Source organism: Klebsiella sp. w6 (assembly GCF_033100215.1).
In the GTDB taxonomy this organism is placed as follows: Bacteria; Pseudomonadota; Gammaproteobacteria; order Enterobacterales; family Enterobacteriaceae; genus Klebsiella; species Klebsiella variicola.
In genome coordinates this window covers 1,494,058-1,511,714 of sequence record NZ_CP136907.1, presented here as the reverse complement: position 1 = coordinate 1,511,714, position 17,657 = coordinate 1,494,058, and the positions used below count along the sequence as shown (strand labels likewise).

Below are 17,657 nucleotides of genomic sequence, written 5' to 3'. Positions count from 1 at the left end.
ACGACGTTTTGATATGCATCGTCATTCCCGCCTTATGGACACAGCAGCGAGCGCAGCCCGGCCGCTTTGTTGTCAATCTCCTGCCACTCCTGCTGCGCATCGGAGCCGCTGACGATCCCCGCTCCGGCATACAACCGCAGGGTGTCGTGGTCCACTTTCGCCGAACGCAGCGCCACGCAAAACTCGCTTTGCGCCAGCGACAGATAGCCGGCGGACCCGGCATACCATTCGCGGGCAAAGGGTTCATGGCGCTGAATGAATGCCAGCGCCGCCCGACGCGGCAGGCCGGCCACTGCGGCGGTGGGCTGCAGCTGCAGCAGACAGCGGCTGTCGTCAGGCGCCGCCAGCTCAGTCCAGATGCAGCGCCTGAGATGCTGCACCTTACGCAGCCTCACCACCTGCGGCGGCAGGACGTCCAGCGCCGAGGCCTCACTCTGCAGACGCTGGCAAATATCTTCCACCACCAGCATATTTTCCCGCTGGTTTTTGTCGTCTTTCATCAACCAGTCGGCCAGTTGCTGCGCCTTCGCGTCTTCCTGATGGTTCGCGACGGTCCCCGCCAGCGCTTCGGTGCGCAGCAGCGCGCCGCGCCGGCGCCACAGCCGTTCCGGCGTGGAGCCGAAAAATGCCTGCCGGGCATTAAACGCCATCAGGAAATGAAAACAGTTAAGATTGCTGCGGCGGCTGGCCGCCATGATGCTCACGGCGTCCAGCGGCGCGGCAAACTGCAGGTCGGTTGCCCGCGCCAGTACCACTTTATCCATTTCACCGGCGCTAATCGCCTTAGTCGCCCGCGCAATCATTGCCTGCCATTGAGAATAGTCGGATGAGTGGCGCTCGCTCAGTAGCGGCGGGATAGCGCCAGGGGTCGCCTGAGTGGTGGTCAGACTGGCGAGAAACGCGCGGGCCGTCGCGGCATCCTCACGCAGGGAGATATCACTATGCAGCACCAGCCGCAGCACGGCCCTGCCGCCGCACCGGCGCCACTCCAGACGCGGCAGCACCAGGCTGCCCTGCTGCGGTTCAAACGCGTTCAGGCCGCCGATGCGCAGATTCTGCCGCCCGGTCTGGCGTAAAAAGCGGTTGGCCGCGTCGAGCGAGGGAAAGGTTTTTACCGCCCCCAGCGTCGCCAGTTCCTCATCGCCATTGCGCTGCTGCCAGTAAAACTGCGGCCATTGCGCCTGCTGGCCGCACCATAGTAGCGGATCGAAGGCATCATTCAGCGGAAAGGCAATATCGATAATTCGCGTGCCGGGCGAGTCTGGAAAAGACTCACCCAGGCCGTCTTGCAAACGGGCCAGCGCAGTGGAAACAGACAGCACGCAAACCTCCACGGTAGTAAAACCCCACATTATAAGGGGTTCGACGGCGGAATAGCAGTACCCATGACGAGGGAGCGGGTTTTATCTTACCCGCTCGCCGGGCCAAAGCAGCGTGTGGACGAGGGTGCAGAGGGGTCAGATAGCGCGCTTTTCTCGCGCCATGCCAATGTGGGGGATGCCATCCTCATCATAGACCTCGGTCACCGGCGTAAAACCGAAGTGGGCGTAAAAGGATTGCAGGTGCGCCTGCGCCCCGAGGTAAATTGCCTTTTGCGGCCAGTACTGCTGACAACTGGCCAGCGCCTGCTCCATCAGCTGATAGCCGAGCTTCTCACCGCGGGCGGCGGGGCTAACGATAACCCGGCCAATCACCACCGGCGCAAACTCCTCTTCGCTTTTGAGGATCCGCGCGTAGGCCAGCAGTTCGCCATCGCGCCAGCCGAGCAGATGGCGATTTTCACCGACCAAATCATCGCCGTCGACATCCTGATAGGCGCACTGCTGCTCCACGACAAAAACTTCACTGCGCAATTTCAGCAGCGCATACAGCTGGGGAACGGTGAGTTCACTATGGTGGAGATCCTGCCAGGTCATCATCTGTAGCTCCTTATTGATATACTGATACTTTGCGACTCGCCCTGAGGACACTGGACGATGGAATTAACTTTTTTGGGGACATCCGCCGGGGTGCCGACCCGCACGCGTAATATGACGTCGATAATACTGAATTTGCAACAGCCGACCCGCGCCGAAATGTGGTTGTTTGACTGCGGTGAAGGGACCCAGCATCAGTTTCTTCGCACGCCCTATCACCCCGGCAAACTGAATAAAATTTTCATCACTCACCTGCACGGCGACCACCTGTTCGGCCTGCCCGGCCTGCTGTGCAGCCGCTCGATGCAGGGGAACTCTCTACCCCTCACCCTCTACGGGCCAAAAGGGCTCAAAGAGTTTGTTGAGACCGCGCTGCGTCTGAGCGGTTCGTGGACCGACTATCCGCTCACCATCATCGAAGTCGGCCCTGGTCTGGTGTTCGACGAAGAGGGCTATCGGGTCACCGCGTACCCGCTCAGCCATCCGGTGGAGTGCTACGGGTATCGCATTGAGCAGCATGACAAGCCCGGCACCCTCGACGCCGCCCAACTGATTGCCGATGGCGTGCGTCCGGGGCCGCTGTTCCATCAACTCAAGCTCGGCCAGCGCGTTGAGCTGGAAGATGGCCGGGTCATTGACGGCAGCCGCTATCTGGGGCCAGCGACGCCGGGTAAAACGCTGGCCATCTTCGGCGATACCGCCCCCTGCCCGCAGGCGCTGGAGATGGCGCGCGGCGCGGATGTGATGGTCCACGAAACCACCCTTGAGCAGGCGATGGCGGAGAAAGCCAATAGCCGTGGCCACTCTTCCAGTCAGCAGACCGCGGCGCTTGCCAAAGAAGCGGGGGTCGGCATGCTAATCGCTACCCACTTTAGCTCGCGCTACGATGCCGAAGGCTGCCTGAAGATGCTGGCGGAATGCCGGGAGATTTTCGCCAATACGCTATTGGCGGAAGACTTTATGGTCTACAAGATGGCGTAAAATCCGGGCATAAAAAAACCGCCATCCCGGCGGTTTTTTATTTATAGCGCAGATTACATCAGCGGCGTCGCCAGCTGCACGATGCTAATCAGCGGCTGCGGCCAGATACCGAGCACCAGCACCAGCAGGGCGGAGATCAGCACCACGATACCGCCGGCGCTGTACTGCCAGTTCGACGGCGCATCGCGGTTCAGTTGCTCGGGTGCGCTCAGGTACAGGCTCACTGCCACGCGCAGATAGTAGTAGAGACCAATCGCTGAGCCGACAACCACTGCGGCAACCAGCCACCACAGGTGCGCATGCACACCGACGGCCAGCACGTAGAACTTACCGATAAAGCCGAGGGTCATCGGAATACCGGCCAGCGACAGCATCATCACCGTCATGACCGCTGACAGGATCGGACGGTGCCAGAACAGGCCGCGGTAGGAGAACAGCGAGTCCGCATCCGGACCGCGGTACGGGCTGGACATCAGGCTGACCACGCCGAACGCGCCGAGGCTGCTGAACAGGTAACCGGCCAGGTAGACGCCAACGGCTTCCATCGACATTTCGCCGCTCTGCAGGGCGATTAACGCCACCAGCAGATAGCCGAGGTGGGAGATGGAAGAGTAGCCGAGCAGACGCTTAATGTTGGTCTGGCTCAGCGCCATCAGGTTACCGAAGATGATAGAGGCGAAGGCGATCAGGCCCAGCACCACGCGTACCGCTTCGCTGTTGCCCACCGGCATGTACAGGAACAGACGCATCACCACACCGAAGATGGCGATCTTGCTGGCGGTCGCCAGGAAGGTGGAGACCGGCGCAGGCGCGCCCTGGTAAACGTCCGGCGTCCACAGATGGAACGGCACCAGCGACAGTTTAAAGCCAAGACCGACGATCATCAGACCGAGGCCCGCCAGCAGCAGCGGCTCGTGCAGCGTATTGTCCGCCAGGCTTTTACCCAGCGCGAGGAAGGACAGGTTGCCGGAGTTCGCATACACCAGCGCCATACCGAACAGCAGGAAAGACGAGGCTGCAGCGGAGAGGATAGTGTATTTGATGCTCGCTTCCAGCGAACGCTTCTGGCGGAAGGCGTAGCCGACCAGGCCGAACAGCGGTAGCGAAATCAGTTCGATACCGAGGAACAGCGCCGCCAGATGATTCGCACCGGCCAGCAGAATGCCGCCCAGCGCGGCGATCAGCACCAGCAGGTAGAACTCTTCTTTGTTGTCCTTGTAACCCTCAAGCCACGGGTAGGCGAAAGTACAGGTCGCGAGGCTCGCCAGCAACACCAGCCCGGTGTAGAGCATGGCGTAGCCGTCAACGCGGATCATCGGCGTGACGTCCATCGCCCCGTTCTGACCAACAAACCAGAGCGAGACCAGCGCGGCATTAAGCCCGAGAACCGACAGCGTGGCATTGAGAAAATGATTGCGTCGCCACGCAATGGAGAGCATCACAACCACCACCGTCAAGCCGACGATCAGCAGCGGTAGCAGTGCGATCAGTTGTTGTGGAGTTATTGTCATGGCGAATTACGGCCTTGTAGTAGAAACAGAATTAACAAACCACTGCTGAATGTTGCTCATCGCAGCATGCGAGGTGTCGAGGATCGGCTGCGGGAAGAAGCCCAACAGCACCAGCAGCACCACCAGCAGCAGGATGATAGACAGTTCACGCAGGGACATCCCCGGCAGTTCTTTCGCCGCGATTTCGCTTTTCGCTTTACCGAAGTAAGCGCGATGCAGCATCGACAGCGAGTAAACGGAAGCGAATACCAGACCAAAGGTCGAGATAACGGTGATCACCGGCACCACTTTATAGCTGCCGAACAGGATCATAAATTCGCCGACAAAGTTACCGGTGCCCGGCATCCCCAGGGTGGCGACAGCGAAGAACATCGACATCGCCGGCAGCCATTTAATTTTGCTCCACAAACCGCCCATCTGACGCATATCGCGGGTGTGCAGACGTTCGTACAGCTGGCCGCACAGAATAAACAGACCGGCCGCGGACAGACCGTGGGCGATCATCTGGATCACCGCCCCCTGATAAGCCAGCTGGCTGCCGGTGTAGATAGCAATCAGCACGAAACCCATGTGGGAAACGGAGGTATAAGCGATCAGACGTTTGATATCGGTCTGGGCGAAGGCCATCCACGCGCCGTAGAAGATACCAATCACGCCCAGCCACATGGCGATGGGCGCAAACTCGGCGGAGGCGTTCGGGAACAGCGGCAGCGCAAAGCGCAGCAGACCGTAGGCCGCAGTTTTCAGCAAGATGCCCGCGAGGTCGACGGAACCGGCAGTCGGCGCCTGAGAGTGAGCGTCCGGCAGCCAGCCGTGCAGCGGTACCACCGGCATTTTCACCGCGAAGGCGATGAAGAAGCCCAGCATCAGCAGGTATTCCACGCCGTGGGACATAGGCGTTTTCAGCAGATCTTCATAGTTGAAGGTCCACACGCCGGTCGCGTTGAAGTGGACGAAGGCCAGCGCCAGAATGGCGATCAGCATCACCAGACCGCTCGCCTGGGTATAAATGAAGAACTTGGTGGCCGCCGTGATACGCGTTTTACCGTCCGAGGCTTTATGACCCCACAGCGCGATCAGGAAGTACATCGGCACCAACATCATTTCCCAGAAGAAGAAGAACAGGAACATGTCGATGGCGAGGAACACGCCGATGACGCCGCCCAGGATCCACATCAGGTTGAGGTGGAAGAAGCCCTGGTATTTTTCGATTTCACGCCACGAACAGAGTACCGCCAGCACGCCGAGGAGACCGGTCAGCACCACCATCAGCAGCGACAGGCCGTCGATCGCCAGATGGATGCTAATGCCGAAGCGTGGGATCCACGGCAGCACGAATTCCGACTGCCATTGCGGAATACCCGCGGATTGCGTCAGAGAATAGCCGCCCTGCATCCACAGCTGCAGGCCAAGCGCCAGCGTCAGTCCCATGGTAATCAGCGCGATCCAGCGCGGCACTTTCACGCCAAAGCGTTCGGTCTGCCAGCACAGGAAGCCGCCGATAAAGGGGATTAATATCAACCAAGGCAATAACATGGTGATTTTTATTCCTTATTTAAGTCCGGTTCAGGCTATCTTACTCGTCATAGCGAACGTCGGCTGTGCTCACAATCCTCACGCATTTTAATACGCTCCGGTTGCTCCGCGCAGGCGGTGTCCACTCTGACTTCGCCGATAACGCCTGTCCTTTACGACCTGATTTTCAACGAATTCTCACAGAAAATTCACTTCGGATTGAGGCTTGTTTTGTCGGGTGACGCTAACGCTTGCCCGACCTACGGTCCCGTAGGCCCGGCAAGCACCGCGCCGCCGGGCGAAACAATCCCAATCCTCAAACTCAACGCAATACCATCAGCAGCGCCAGCACCACCACCGCGCCGATGCTCATTGATGCCACATACCAGCGCAGATAACCGTTCTCGCTCACCAGCAGACCTTTGCCTGCGAAGCGGGACAGAATCGCCGGGATATTCATCAACGCATTCAGCGGATCGCTCTTCAGCAGCCAGGCAATCCCGAGGAAAGGTTTCACGAACACCTTGTCGTATAACCAGTCGAAGCCCCAGGCATGGAACCACCAGGTACCGAAGAAGCGGCCAGGCGCGCTGTTGGCGATGGAGGTCACCAGGGTACGTTTACCCAGCCACAACCATGCGGCGATCAGGATGCCAGCAATCGCGATAATCCCGGAGGTAATTTCCAGCGTCATCACGCTGCCGTGCGCAAGCTCAGTGGTCTGCGGCAGTACGCCCTCCAGCGGCGGCACAATCAGCGCGCCAACAAAGGTGGACAGCACCAGCAGAACGATCAGCGGCAGATGATGGGTAATCCCCTTCCCTGCGTGCGCGTGAATTTGCTCTTTACCGTGGAACACGATGAAAATCATACGGAAGGTGTACAGCGAGGTCATAAAGGCGCCGACCAGGCCCGCCACCATCAGATTGATATGGCCGTTGGCCATCGCGCCCGCCAGAATCTCATCCTTACTGAAGAAGCCTGCGGTGATAAGCGGCAGAGCGGACAGCGCCGCGCCCCCCACCAGGAAGCAGACATACACCAGCGGAATAGATTTGCGCAGGCCGCCCATCTTGAAGATGTTCTGTTCGTGATGGCAGGCCAGAATGACCGAGCCAGACGACAGGAACAGCAGCGCTTTAAAGAACGCGTGGGTCATCAGGTGGAAAATCGCCGCATCCCATGCCTGTACGCCCAGCGCGAGGAACATGTAGCCAATCTGACTCATGGTCGAGTAAGCCAGCACACGTTTGATGTCGGTCTGCACCAGCGCGGCGAAGCCCGCCAGCACCAGCGTTACCGCACCAACGATACCCACCAGATGCAGCACTTCCGGCGTCATCAGGAACAGGCCGTGGGTACGGGCAATCAGGTACACGCCCGCGGTCACCATGGTGGCCGCGTGGATCAGAGCGGAGACCGGCGTCGGGCCAGCCATCGCATCGGCAAGCCACGTTTGCAGCGGCAGCTGAGCGGATTTACCTACCGCGCCGCCGAGCAGCATCAGCGTCGCCCACTGCAGCGTGGTGCTGCCGTTAGCGAAGTGCTGCGGCGCCAGCTCTACCATTTCACGGAAGTTCAGGGTGCCCAGTTCGTTATAAAGAATGAACAGCGCGAAGGCGAGGAACACGTCGCCGACGCGGGTGACCACGAAGGCTTTCATCGCTGCGGCATTGTTCTTCGGATCGGTGTAGTAGAAACCGATCAGCAGGTAAGAACAGAGGCCCACACCTTCCCAGCCGAGGTACATCAACAGCAGGTTATCGGCCAGTACCAGAACGACCATGCTGGCGATAAACAGGTTGGTGTAAGCGAAGAAGCGAGAGTAGCCCTCTTCGCCGCGCATGTACCAGGAGGCGAACATGTGGATCAGGAAGCCGACGCCGGTCACCACAGAGAGCATGGTCAGCGACAGGCCATCCAGCACCAGGTTGAAGCCGATGTTGAAATCACCGACCGACATCCAGTTCCACAGCGGTACGCTGACCGCTTGTTTGCCGTTAGCGAAAAAGTCGACGCCAACGTACGCGGTGACCAGCGCCGCCAGGCCTACCGACCCCATGCCAACGGTGGCGGAAAGGTTTTCCGACCAGCGCCCGCGGGAGAAGGCCAGCAGCACAAAGCCAATCAATGGCAAAAGAATGGTTAAGGCAAGCATGTTCATCCACGCAACTCACTTACTGAATCGATGTTCAGGTTCTGGCGGCGACGATGGAGCTGCAGCAGCAGCGCCAGGCCGATACTCGCTTCCGCAGCCGCGAGGCTGATGGCGAGGATATACATTATCTGACCATCTGCCTGGCCCCAGTAGCTACCCGCCACCACAAAGGCCAGCGCGGCGGCGTTAATCATGATTTCCAGGCTAATCAACATAAACAGCAGATTGCGGCGGATCACCAGCCCCGTCAGACCAAGCACAAACAGGATGGCCGCGAGGATCAGTCCATGTGTTAAGGGGATCATGCGTGTTCCTCCGTTTTTCTTTTGTCGCTGTCGTTCACGCGGTTGCTCAGCACCTCGCCGGCACGCTCTTCGCGGCCGATGTGGAAGGCGACCACCAGGCCCGCCAGCAGCAGCATGGAGGCCAGCTCCACCGCCAGGACGTACGGCCCAAACAGCGCAATACCCACTTCTTTGGCGTTGATCGCCGCGCCGTCGATACCCTGGTCGTTAATACCCAGGATGGCGTAAACGATAACAACCAGCAGCACTGCGGAAAGGATGGCCGGGCCAATCCAGATCCCCGGCTGCAGCCATTTGCGCTCCTGTTCGATCTCGCTGCCGCCCAGGTTGAGCATCATCACCACAAAGACGAACAGCACCATAATGGCCCCGGCGTAGACGATGATTTCCAGCGCACCAGCAAAGTAAGCGCCCAGCGAAAAGAACACCCCGGCAATCGCCAGCAGCGAAATAATCAGGTACAGCAGCGCATGTACCGGATTGGTGTGGGTGACGACCCGCAAGGTTGCGAGGATGGCTATCAGGCCACAGATATAAAAAGCGAATTCCATTGCCCTCTCCTTACGGTAACAGGCTCTTGACGTCGATTGGCTTAGCTTCGTTTTCCGCTTCACCTTTATCTTTGCCGTCGATTGCCATACCCGCCATCCGGTAGAAGTTATATTCCGGGTATTTGCCCGGACCGGAAATCAGCAGATCCTCTTTTTCGTACACCAGATCCTGACGCTTGTATTCACCCAGTTCGAAGTCCGGGGTCAACTGGATCGCCGTGGTCGGGCACGCTTCTTCGCACAGGCCGCAGAAAATGCAGCGTGAGAAGTTGATGCGGAAGAACTCCGGATACCAGCGGCCATCTTTGGTCTCTGCTTTCTGCAGCGAGATACAGCCCACCGGGCAGGCTACCGCACACAGGTTACAGGCAACGCAGCGCTCTGCACCGTCCGGATCGCGGGTCAGCACGATGCGGCCGCGGTAGCGCGGCGGCAGATAGACCGGCTCTTCCGGATACATCCGGGTTTCACGTTTGGCGAAGGCATGCAGGCCAATCATCCAGATACTACGGACCTGGGTGCCGAACCCCACCAATAATTCTTTTAAGGTCATGTTCAATTCACCCCTTATTGCGCCTGCCAGAGAATGACAGCCGCCGTTACCAACAAGTTGACCAGCGTTAACGGCAGGCATACCTTCCAGCCAAAGGACATTACCTGGTCATAGCGCGGACGCGGTAATGATGCGCGGATCAAAATGAACATCATCATGAAGAACGCGGTTTTCAGCGCGAACCAGATGAAAGGTGGTAACCACGGGCCATTCCAGCCGCCGAAGAACAGCGTGACGATCAGCGCTGAAACGGTGACGATACCGATGTATTCACCGACGAAGAACAGACCGAATTTCATGCCGGAATATTCAATGTGGTAACCATCGGCCAGTTCCTGCTCCGCTTCCGGCTGGTCGAACGGGTGACGGTGACACACCGCCACGCCGGCGATGGCGAAAGTGACGAAGCCGAAGAACTGCGGAATGACGTTCCACAGATGCGCCTGGTTGTTGACGATATCGGTCATATTGAATGACCCCGCCTGCGCCACCACGCCCATCAGGGAGAGACCGAGAAACACTTCGTAGCTCAGGGTCTGCGCGGAAGCACGCATCGCCCCCAGCAGCGAGTATTTGTTGTTGCTCGACCAGCCGGCGAACAGCACCGCATAGACCGCCAGGCCTGCCATCATCAGGAAGAACAGGATGCCGATGTTCAGGTCAGCCACCACCCACGTCGGGCTGACCGGCACGATAGCAAAGGCCAGCAGCAGCGAGGTAAAGGCGATAACCGGCGCCAGAGTAAAGATCACGCGATCGGAGAAGCGCGGGATCCAGTCCTCTTTGAAGAACATCTTGATCATGTCGGCGACCAGCTGCAGCGAACCGCCCCAGCCGACGCGGTTAGGTCCGTAGCGGTTCTGGAACAAGCCGAGCAGACGACGCTCGCCGAAGCTCATGAACGCGCCGCAGGTGACGACCACCAGCAGAATGACCACGGCCTTCAGGATGCTTAACAGAATGTCGATAAGATCCGGCGTTAACCAGCTCATGCTTTCGCCTCCTGCAGTGAATCAATACGCGATCCGGTCAGCACCGGCGCAATGCCCGGCATGCCCATCGGTAAGCCAACCTGTCCTGCGGTCAGGCCTTCAGAGATAACCAGCGGCAGACGCAGGGTCTGGCCTTCCACGCTAAAGGAGAGCATTGCCCCCGCGTTAACGCCCAGCTTCGCGGCATCCGCCGGATTCAGCTTGATGTACGGCTCAGGCATCCGGCTCTCGAACACCGGCGCGCGCTGTGACAGCTCATCGCTACCAAACAGGTGGTAATACGGCGCGATACGCCATTTGCCCTCTTCCGCCTGGAAGCTGGCCGGCACCGCGGTGAAATACTCCAGCCCGTTGGCGGACGCTTCAAACAGTCGAACACCCGGATCGCCGTGGCGCAGTTTCCCGCCCACTTCATCCTGGAACTTGTTCCATGCCTGCGGGGAGTTCCAGCCCGGCGCCCAGGCGAACGGGATCTGCGAACGCGGGGCGGACGGCTGGTTGTTCCCTTCCATGGAGAAGGCGAACATCGTGTCTTTATCCTGCGGCTGACGCGGCTCGTGCACGCTGATGTTGGCGCGCATCGCCGTGCGGCCGCTGTAGCGGTGTGGTTCACGCGCCAGCTTCTGACCGCGGATGCGGAAGGTCGCATCCGGCGCGGCATCTTTAATGCCCGCCAGCTGCGGCAGCGCGGCAATCGCCGCATCGATGACGTGGTCCAGCTGCGTCCAGTCAACCTGACGGTTGTTGACGGTGCTGTGCAGCGAATGCAGCCAGCGCCAGCTCTCCAGCATCACGGTTTTCGCATCGTAGTAAGCCGGATCGTAAACCTGGAAGAAACGCTGGGCGCGGCCTTCGTTGTTCACCACAGTCCCGTCGCTTTCCGCAAAGCTTGCGGCAGAGAGCACCAGGTGCGCTTTGTCCATAATCGCGGTGCGCTGATGGTCAACCACCATCACCAGCGGGGCTTTCGCCAGCGCAGCGTCAACGCGCGCGGCGGAAGCATGACGGTGAAGGTCGTTTTCCAGCACGATAACCGCGTCGGCGGCGCCGCTTTCCAGTTCGTCCAGCGCCTCTTCAAGCGAGCCGCCGCCGATCATGCCCAGACCGACGCTGTTCACCGCGCGGGCGACCATGGTCACGCCGACGTCGGCGCCGCGGCCTTTCAGGGCTTTTGCGACGTTAGCGGCGGCCTGGATGATCTCCATGCTGCCAGCGTTAGTACCGGAGATAATCAGCGGTTTTTTCGCCCCGGCCAGCGCCTGGACAATCACGTCAACCTTACCCTTCAGGTCCTGGCTCAGGCCATCAACCGCCGGCGCGCTGTCATCCAGCGCATGGGCGATAGCGAAGCCCAGACGCGCCTGATCTTCCACCGGCGCGCGGTAGGTCCACGCGGCAATGTCATCCAGGCGGGTGTCATCGATGTTGGTGACGAATAACGGGTGCTTGGCGCGCTGCCCGATGTTGAGGATCGCGGCGATCTGCCAGTCGGCTACTTTCTGCGCCGCTGCCATTTCGCGTGCTTTCCCTTTCACCGCCTGGCGGACTGCCAGGGCCACGCGCGCGCCGGTCTGGGTAATGTCTTCGCCCAGCACCAGTACCGCATCGTAGGATTCGATATCGCGCAGGCTTGGGGTATGGACCCCACCTTCACGCAGCACTTTCAGCATCATCTGCAGGCGCGCTTGTTCGCCTTTGGCGATGCCGGTATAGAAGTTTTCGGCGCCCACCAGCTCACGCAGCGCAAAGTTGCTTTCGATGCTGGCGCGCGGGGAGCCAATACCGATCACTTTCTTCGACTGGCGCAGGATATCTGCCGCGCCCTGCATCGCCTGCTCGGCGTTGAGAGTGATCAGATCGTCGCCGCGGCGCTGCACCGGCTGACGCGGACGGTCTTTCAGGTTGACATAGCCATAGCCGAAGCGACCGCGGTCGCAGAGGAAGTAGCGGTTAACGGTCCCGTTATAGCGGTTTTCGATACGACGCAGCTCGCCATAGCGTTCGCCCGGGCTGATGTTGCAGCCGATGGAACACTGCTGGCAGATGCTCGGCGCAAACTGCATGTCCCACTTACGGTTGTAACGCTCGGAGTGCGTTTTGTCGGTGAAGACGCCGGTCGGGCAGACTTCCACCAGGTTGCCGGAGAACTCGCTTTCCAGGGTGCCATCTTCCGGGCGACCGAAGTAGACGTTGTCGTGCGCGCCATAGACGCCCAGGTCGGTGCCGTCGGCATAATCTTTGTAGTAGCGCACGCAGCGGTAACAGGCGATGCAGCGGTTCATTTCGTGCGAAATAAACGGCCCCAGATCCTGATTGCGGTGGGTACGCTTGGTGAAACGATAGCGGCGGAAACTATGGCCGGTCATCACCGTCATATCCTGCAGGTGGCAGTTGCCCCCTTCTTCACAGACCGGGCAGTCGTGCGGGTGGTTAGTCATCAACCACTCCACCACGCTTTCGCGGAACTGCTTCGCTTCGCCGTCGTCAATAGAAATAAAGGTGCCGTCGGATGCCGGAGTCATACAGGACATCACCAGGCGACCACGCGTGTCTTCCGCGTTCTGATATTGCTTCACCGCACACTGGCGGCAAGCACCGACGCTCCCTAGCGCCGGGTGCCAGCAAAAGTAGGGAATATCAAGACCAAGAGAGAGACAAGCCTCTAGCAGGTTGTCCGCCCCGTTGACCTCGTATTCTTTGCCGTCTACATGAATCGTAGCCATTTGCGTGCTTCCAAAAATAAAAAACCTTTGATTACCAGCGCGTCTTAAGCAGGTTCGGCTGAATCCCGTTGATTGCATGGGTATTGCTGAACTGCTGCTTAATGCCAGCCTCGAATTCTTCGCGGAAATATTTAATCGCGCTCTGTAGCGGTTCGACTGCGCCCGGCGCGTGCGCGCAGAAGGTTTTACCCGGGCCCAGGAATCGACACAGTTGCTCAAGCGTTTCGATATCGCCAGGCTGGCCTTCGCCGCGCTCCAGGGCGCGCAGGATCTTCACGCTCCACGGCAGACCATCACGGCACGGCGTACACCAGCCGCAGGACTCGCGGGCAAAGAACTCCTCGAGGTTACGCACCAGCGAGACCATATTGATCTCATGGTCAACGGCCATCGCCAGCGAGGTGCCCAGACGGCTGCCCGCTTTACCAATGCTTTCGAACTCCATCGGCAGATCGAGGTGCGCTTCGGTCAGGAAGTCGGTCCCTGCCCCACCCGGCTGCCAGGCTTTAAACTTCAGGCCATCGCGCATGCCGCCGGCGTAATCTTCGAGGATCTCACGCGCGGTAGTGCCGAACGGCAGCTCCCAGACGCCCGGATTCTTCACCCGGCCGGAGAAGCCCATCAGCTTGGTGCCAGCATCTTTGCTGGTGGAAATGTTCTGGTACCACTCGACGCCGTTGGCGAGGATCGCCGGCACGTTGCACAGGGTTTCCACGTTGTTGACGCAAGTCGGCTTGCCCCACACGCCGGAGCTCGCCGGGAACGGCGGCTTGGAGCGCGGGTTAGCACGCCGGCCTTCCAGGGAGTTGATCAGCGCCGTCTCTTCACCGCAGATATAGCGCCCTGCCCCGGTGTGGACAAACAGTTCGAAGTCAAACCCGGTGCCAAGGATGTTTTTCCCCAACAGGCCCGCTTCAGTGGCTTCGGCAATCGCACGACGCAGATGCTGGGCCGCTTCGATATATTCGCCGCGCAGGAAGATGTAGCCGCGGTACGCTTTCAGCGCAAACGCGGAGATCAGCATGCCTTCCACCAGCAGGTGCGGCAGCTGCTCCATCAGCAGACGGTCTTTATAGGTGCCCGGCTCCATTTCATCGGCGTTACACAGCAGGTAACGGATGTTCATGGATTCGTCTTTCGGCATCAGGCTCCACTTCAGACCCGTGGAGAAGCCCGCGCCGCCGCGCCCTTTCAGGCCAGCGTCTTTTACCGCCGTGACAATCTCATCCGGCGCCATCCCGGTCAGGGCTTTACGTGCCCCTTCGTAACCGTTTTTGCTGCGATATTCGTCCAGCCATACCGGCTGCTTGTCGTCGCGCAGACGCCAGGTGAGCGGATGCGTTTCCGCAGTACGAATTACGGTTTTCATTTGTACTGCTCCAGCAGGTCAGGAATTGCCTCCGGCGTCAGATGACTGTGAGTATCCTCATCAATCATCATGGTCGGTCCCTTGTCGCAGTTGCCCAGGCAACAGGTCGGCAGCAGCGTGAAGCGGCCATCGAAGGTGGTCTGCCCTGGCTTGATATTGAGCTTCTTCTCAATCGCAGCCTGAATACCTTGATAACCGGTGATATGGCACACCACGCTGTCGCAGTAGCGGATCACGTGACGGCCAACCGGCTGACGGAAAATCTGGCTGTAAAATGTTGCCACGCCTTCGACGTCGCTGGCCGGGATCCCCAGCGCATCGGCGATCGCATAGATCGCCCCATCCGGCACCCAGCCGCGCTGTTTTTGGACAATTTTCAGCGCTTCGATGGACGCCGCACGCGGGTCTTCGTAGTGGTGCTTCTCGTGCTCAATAGCCTCACGCTCAGCCGCACTCAGCTCAAAAGCCTCGGTTTGTGGTTGTTGATTCTCGTGCATAATTAGCGGTCCACGTCTGACATAACAAAATCGATACTACCCAGATAGACGATCAGGTCGGATACCAGGCTGCCGCGGATCGCCGACGGGATCTGCTGCAGATGCGCAAAGCTCGGCGTACGCACGCGGGTACGGTAGCTCATGGTGCTGCCGTCGCTGGTCAGGTAGTAACTGTTAATCCCTTTGGTCGCCTCAATCATCTGGAAGGATTCGTTGGCCGGCATCACCGGGCCCCACGATACCTGCAGGAAGTGGGTGATCAGGGTTTCGATATGCTGCAGCGTGCGCTCTTTCGGCGGCGGCGTGGTCAGCGGGTGATCCGCTTTGAACGGGCCTTCCGGCATGTTATCGAGGCACTGCTGAAGAATGCGCAGGCTCTGGCGCAGCTCTTCGACTTTCAGCATCACGCGGGTGTAGCAGTCAGAGACGCCGCCCCCGGTCGGGACTTCGAAGTCGAAGTTTTCATAGCCAGAATAAGGACGCCATTTACGCACGTCGAAGCCGATACCGGTGGCGCGCAGGCCCGCGCCGGTGGTGCCCCACTCCAGCGCCTCTTTGGCGGTATAGGCTGCCACGCCGACGGAACGGCCTTTCAGAATGGTGTTGCGCAGGGCGGCCTTCTCATAGGAGTCCAGACGCTTCGGCATCCACTCGAGGAATTCACGCAGCAGGCGATCCCAGCCACGCGGCAGATCGTGCGCGACGCCGCCGATGCGGAACCACGCCGGGTGCATACGGAACCCGGTAATCGCTTCCACCAGATCGTAAATTTTCTGCCGATCGGTAAAGGCGAAGAAGACCGGCGTCATCGCGCCGACGTCCTGAATAAAGGTCGAGATATATAGCAGGTGGCTGTTGATGCGGAACAGTTCGGAAAGCATCACGCGGATCACGTTCACGCGATCCGGCACGGTGATCCCGGCCAGTTTTTCCACCGCCAGCACGTACGGCATCTCGTTGACGCAGCCGCCGAGGTATTCAATACGGTCGGTATACGGGATGTAGCTGTGCCAGGACTGACGCTCGCCCATCTTCTCGGCGCCGCGGTGGTGATAACCGATGTCCGGTACGCAGTCGACGATCTCTTCGCCATCCAGCTGCAGAATAATACGGAATGCACCGTGGGCAGACGGGTGGTTCGGACCGAGGTTGAGGAACATGAAGTCCTCGTTGTCGGTACTGCGCTTCATGCCCCACTCTTCCGGTTTGAAGGTCAACGCTTCCATCTCCAGATCCTGCTTGGCTTTGGTCAGCTCAAACGGATCGAATTCGGTAGCGCGCGCCGGATAGTCTTTACGCAGCGGGTGGCCTTCCCAGGTCGGCGGCATCATGATACGGCGCAGGTTCGGGTGGCCATCGAAGGTCATGCCAAACATTTCCCAGGTTTCACGCTCATACCAGTTGGCGTTGGGGAACAGTTTGGTGAAAGTCGGCAGATGCAGATCGTTTTCAGACAGCGCCACCTTGAGCATGATGTCGCGGTTGCGGTCGATAGAAATCAGATGATAGAAAACGGAAAAATCCGCGGCAGGCAGGCCATCGCGGTGCGTGCGCAGACGTTCGTCCATGCCGTGCAGGTCAAACAGCATCACGTAAGGCTTCGGCAATTTCTTCAGGAAATCACCTACCTCAAGCAGTTGCTCACGCTTCACCCACACCACCGGTACGCCGGTGCGGGTTGGCTGAACGGTAAAGGCATCCGGCCCAAAGCGGTTGCGCAGTTCGCCGATCACCGGGTCATCAAGGTGATCGCGGGTTTGCCAGGCTGGTGCGGCGTCATGCGCGGTTAAATCGGTCATATTGTTCACCATTGCAAAAGGTCCGTGGTGACTGCCGGGCGAGACTTCGCGTTGTTGTAGATTGATTTGCGAAGTGGTACTCCCGCCCGCAGGCGCAAATTAAATCTCGTCCGGCGTCCGCAGATTGGTCACTGCAATACGTTCGCCGCGTTTACGCTCGCGTTCCGACTGCATATTGGCGCGATAAACGCCCTGATCGCCAACCACCCATGAGAGCGGACGACGTTCTTTACCAATGGACTCCTGCAGCAGCATCAGCGCCTGCATATAGGCCTCTGGACGCGGCGGGCAGCCCGGGATGTACACATCGACCGGAATGAATTTATCCACGCCCTGGACGACGGAATAGATGTCGTACATGCCGCCGGAGTTAGCGCAGGCGCCCATGGAGATCACCCACTTCGGCTCCAGCATCTGATCGTACAGACGCTGAATAACCGGCGCCATTTTGGTAAAGCAGGTTCCAGCGACCACCATCAGGTCCGCCTGACGCGGAGAGGCGCGCAGAACTTCTGCCCCAAAACGCGCAACGTCATGCACCGCAGTGAATGACGTCACCATTTCCACATAACAGCAAGAAAGGCCGAAGTTATACGGCCAAATTGAGTTCTTACGGCCCCAGTTCACCATGTCATGCAGCGCGTGCTCGAGTTTCCCCATATACACGCTTTTATTGACTTCCTGCTCCAGGGGGTCGGTGACGATCTCCTGTTTCTGCAGGGGGTAACGGTCGTTCTCACCGTTAGGATCTATGCGGGTGAGCGTATAATCCATCTTATTGCCTCGC

Annotated in this window: 15 protein-coding genes; 1 reads left to right on the top strand and 14 read right to left on the bottom strand. The window is 59.3% G+C overall.

The window, feature by feature from the left end; genetic code table 11:
* Positions 1-32 precede the first annotated feature (32 nt).
* Positions 33-1,322 (bottom strand): isochorismate synthase MenF, encoded by a 1,290-nt coding sequence (gene menF, locus R0140_RS07395; RefSeq protein WP_032740180.1) that lies wholly within the window; start codon positions 1,320-1,322, stop codon positions 33-35.
* 135 nt (positions 1,323-1,457) lie between these two features.
* Entirely contained in the window at positions 1,458-1,919 is a 462-nt protein-coding gene (locus R0140_RS07390) for a GNAT family N-acetyltransferase (protein ID WP_032730853.1), read from the bottom strand.
* 57 nt (positions 1,920-1,976) lie between these two features.
* On the opposite strand from R0140_RS07390, the gene rnz reads away from it, so the two are divergent.
* The gene (gene rnz / locus R0140_RS07385; RefSeq protein ID WP_032736061.1) at positions 1,977-2,897 is read left to right on the top strand and encodes a ribonuclease Z; all 921 of its coding nucleotides are present in this window, start codon (positions 1,977-1,979) and stop codon (positions 2,895-2,897) included.
* 53 nt (positions 2,898-2,950) lie between these two features.
* Here the strand turns inward: rnz and nuoN are convergent, their stop codons facing one another.
* The 12 genes from nuoN to nuoB all read right to left on the bottom strand — a co-directional run bounded on the left by nuoN (position 2,951) and on the right by nuoB (position 17,644).
* The gene (gene nuoN / locus R0140_RS07380; RefSeq protein WP_008803951.1) at positions 2,951-4,408 is read right to left on the bottom strand and encodes an NADH-quinone oxidoreductase subunit NuoN; all 1,458 of its coding nucleotides are present in this window, start codon (positions 4,406-4,408) and stop codon (positions 2,951-2,953) included.
* A 6-nt stretch (positions 4,409-4,414) separates the two neighbouring features.
* Complete coding sequence (nuoM, locus tag R0140_RS07375) at positions 4,415-5,944, bottom strand: NADH-quinone oxidoreductase subunit M (RefSeq protein ID WP_032740181.1); 1,530 nt, start codon at positions 5,942-5,944, stop codon at positions 4,415-4,417.
* Positions 5,945-6,245: 301 nt separating this feature from the next.
* Entirely contained in the window at positions 6,246-8,087 is a 1,842-nt protein-coding gene (nuoL, locus tag R0140_RS07370; RefSeq protein WP_012540986.1) for an NADH-quinone oxidoreductase subunit L, read from the bottom strand.
* A complete protein-coding gene (gene nuoK, locus R0140_RS07365) occupies positions 8,084-8,386 on the bottom strand; it encodes an NADH-quinone oxidoreductase subunit NuoK (RefSeq protein WP_002913148.1) in 303 nt (100 codons plus the stop codon). Before nuoK ends, nuoL begins: the two co-directional genes overlap by 4 nt.
* Positions 8,383-8,937 carry an NADH-quinone oxidoreductase subunit J gene (gene nuoJ / locus R0140_RS07360; RefSeq protein ID WP_004201743.1) on the bottom strand — a complete coding sequence of 185 codons (555 nt, stop codon included), beginning with the start codon at positions 8,935-8,937 and terminating at the stop codon, positions 8,383-8,385. Before nuoJ ends, nuoK begins: the two co-directional genes overlap by 4 nt.
* Before the next feature lie 10 nt (positions 8,938-8,947).
* A complete protein-coding gene (nuoI, locus tag R0140_RS07355) occupies positions 8,948-9,490 on the bottom strand; it encodes an NADH-quinone oxidoreductase subunit NuoI (protein WP_008803948.1) in 543 nt (180 codons plus the stop codon).
* Positions 9,491-9,504: 14 nt separating this feature from the next.
* The gene (gene nuoH / locus R0140_RS07350; protein ID WP_002913156.1) at positions 9,505-10,482 is read right to left on the bottom strand and encodes an NADH-quinone oxidoreductase subunit NuoH; all 978 of its coding nucleotides are present in this window, start codon (positions 10,480-10,482) and stop codon (positions 9,505-9,507) included.
* A complete protein-coding gene (gene nuoG, locus R0140_RS07345) occupies positions 10,479-13,205 on the bottom strand; it encodes an NADH-quinone oxidoreductase subunit NuoG (RefSeq protein ID WP_032740182.1) in 2,727 nt (908 codons plus the stop codon). Before nuoG ends, nuoH begins: the two co-directional genes overlap by 4 nt.
* Positions 13,206-13,236: 31 nt before the next feature.
* Positions 13,237-14,574 carry an NADH-quinone oxidoreductase subunit NuoF gene (nuoF, locus tag R0140_RS07340; protein WP_002913158.1) on the bottom strand — a complete coding sequence of 446 codons (1,338 nt, stop codon included), beginning with the start codon at positions 14,572-14,574 and terminating at the stop codon, positions 13,237-13,239.
* Positions 14,571-15,071 (bottom strand): NADH-quinone oxidoreductase subunit NuoE, encoded by a 501-nt coding sequence (gene nuoE, locus R0140_RS07335; RefSeq protein ID WP_032740183.1) that lies wholly within the window; start codon positions 15,069-15,071, stop codon positions 14,571-14,573. Before nuoE ends, nuoF begins: the two co-directional genes overlap by 4 nt.
* Positions 15,072-15,073: 2 nt before the next feature.
* Complete coding sequence (nuoC, locus tag R0140_RS07330) at positions 15,074-16,882, bottom strand: NADH-quinone oxidoreductase subunit C/D (protein WP_008803946.1); 1,809 nt, start codon at positions 16,880-16,882, stop codon at positions 15,074-15,076.
* Between the two features lie 87 nt (positions 16,883-16,969).
* A complete protein-coding gene (nuoB, locus tag R0140_RS07325) occupies positions 16,970-17,644 on the bottom strand; it encodes an NADH-quinone oxidoreductase subunit NuoB (RefSeq protein ID WP_002913178.1) in 675 nt (224 codons plus the stop codon).
* Between the last annotated feature and the right edge of the window lie 13 nt (positions 17,645-17,657).

Excerpts from the sequence above, each read along its gene's own strand:
- R0140_RS07390 (WP_032730853.1), bottom strand. The coding sequence starts at position 1,919 with ATGATGACCTGGCAGGATCTCCACCATAGTGAACTCACCGTTCCCCAG.
- rnz (WP_032736061.1), top strand. The coding sequence starts at position 1,977 with ATGGAATTAACTTTTTTGGGGACATCCGCCGGGGTGCCGACCCGCACG.
- nuoN (WP_008803951.1), bottom strand. The coding sequence starts at position 4,408 with ATGACAATAACTCCACAACAACTGATCGCACTGCTACCGCTGCTGATC.
- nuoM (WP_032740181.1), bottom strand. The coding sequence starts at position 5,944 with ATGTTATTGCCTTGGTTGATATTAATCCCCTTTATCGGCGGCTTCCTG.
- nuoL (WP_012540986.1), bottom strand. The coding sequence starts at position 8,087 with ATGAACATGCTTGCCTTAACCATTCTTTTGCCATTGATTGGCTTTGTG.
- nuoK (WP_002913148.1), bottom strand. The coding sequence starts at position 8,386 with ATGATCCCCTTAACACATGGACTGATCCTCGCGGCCATCCTGTTTGTG.
- nuoJ (WP_004201743.1), bottom strand. The coding sequence starts at position 8,937 with ATGGAATTCGCTTTTTATATCTGTGGCCTGATAGCCATCCTCGCAACC.
- nuoI (WP_008803948.1), bottom strand. The coding sequence starts at position 9,490 with ATGACCTTAAAAGAATTATTGGTGGGGTTCGGCACCCAGGTCCGTAGT.
- nuoH (WP_002913156.1), bottom strand. The coding sequence starts at position 10,482 with ATGAGCTGGTTAACGCCGGATCTTATCGACATTCTGTTAAGCATCCTG.
- nuoG (WP_032740182.1), bottom strand. The coding sequence starts at position 13,205 with ATGGCTACGATTCATGTAGACGGCAAAGAATACGAGGTCAACGGGGCG.
- nuoF (WP_002913158.1), bottom strand. The coding sequence starts at position 14,574 with ATGAAAACCGTAATTCGTACTGCGGAAACGCATCCGCTCACCTGGCGT.
- nuoE (WP_032740183.1), bottom strand. The coding sequence starts at position 15,071 with ATGCACGAGAATCAACAACCACAAACCGAGGCTTTTGAGCTGAGTGCG.
- nuoC (WP_008803946.1), bottom strand. The coding sequence starts at position 16,882 with ATGGTGAACAATATGACCGATTTAACCGCGCATGACGCCGCACCAGCC.
- nuoB (WP_002913178.1), bottom strand. The coding sequence starts at position 17,644 with ATGGATTATACGCTCACCCGCATAGATCCTAACGGTGAGAACGACCGT.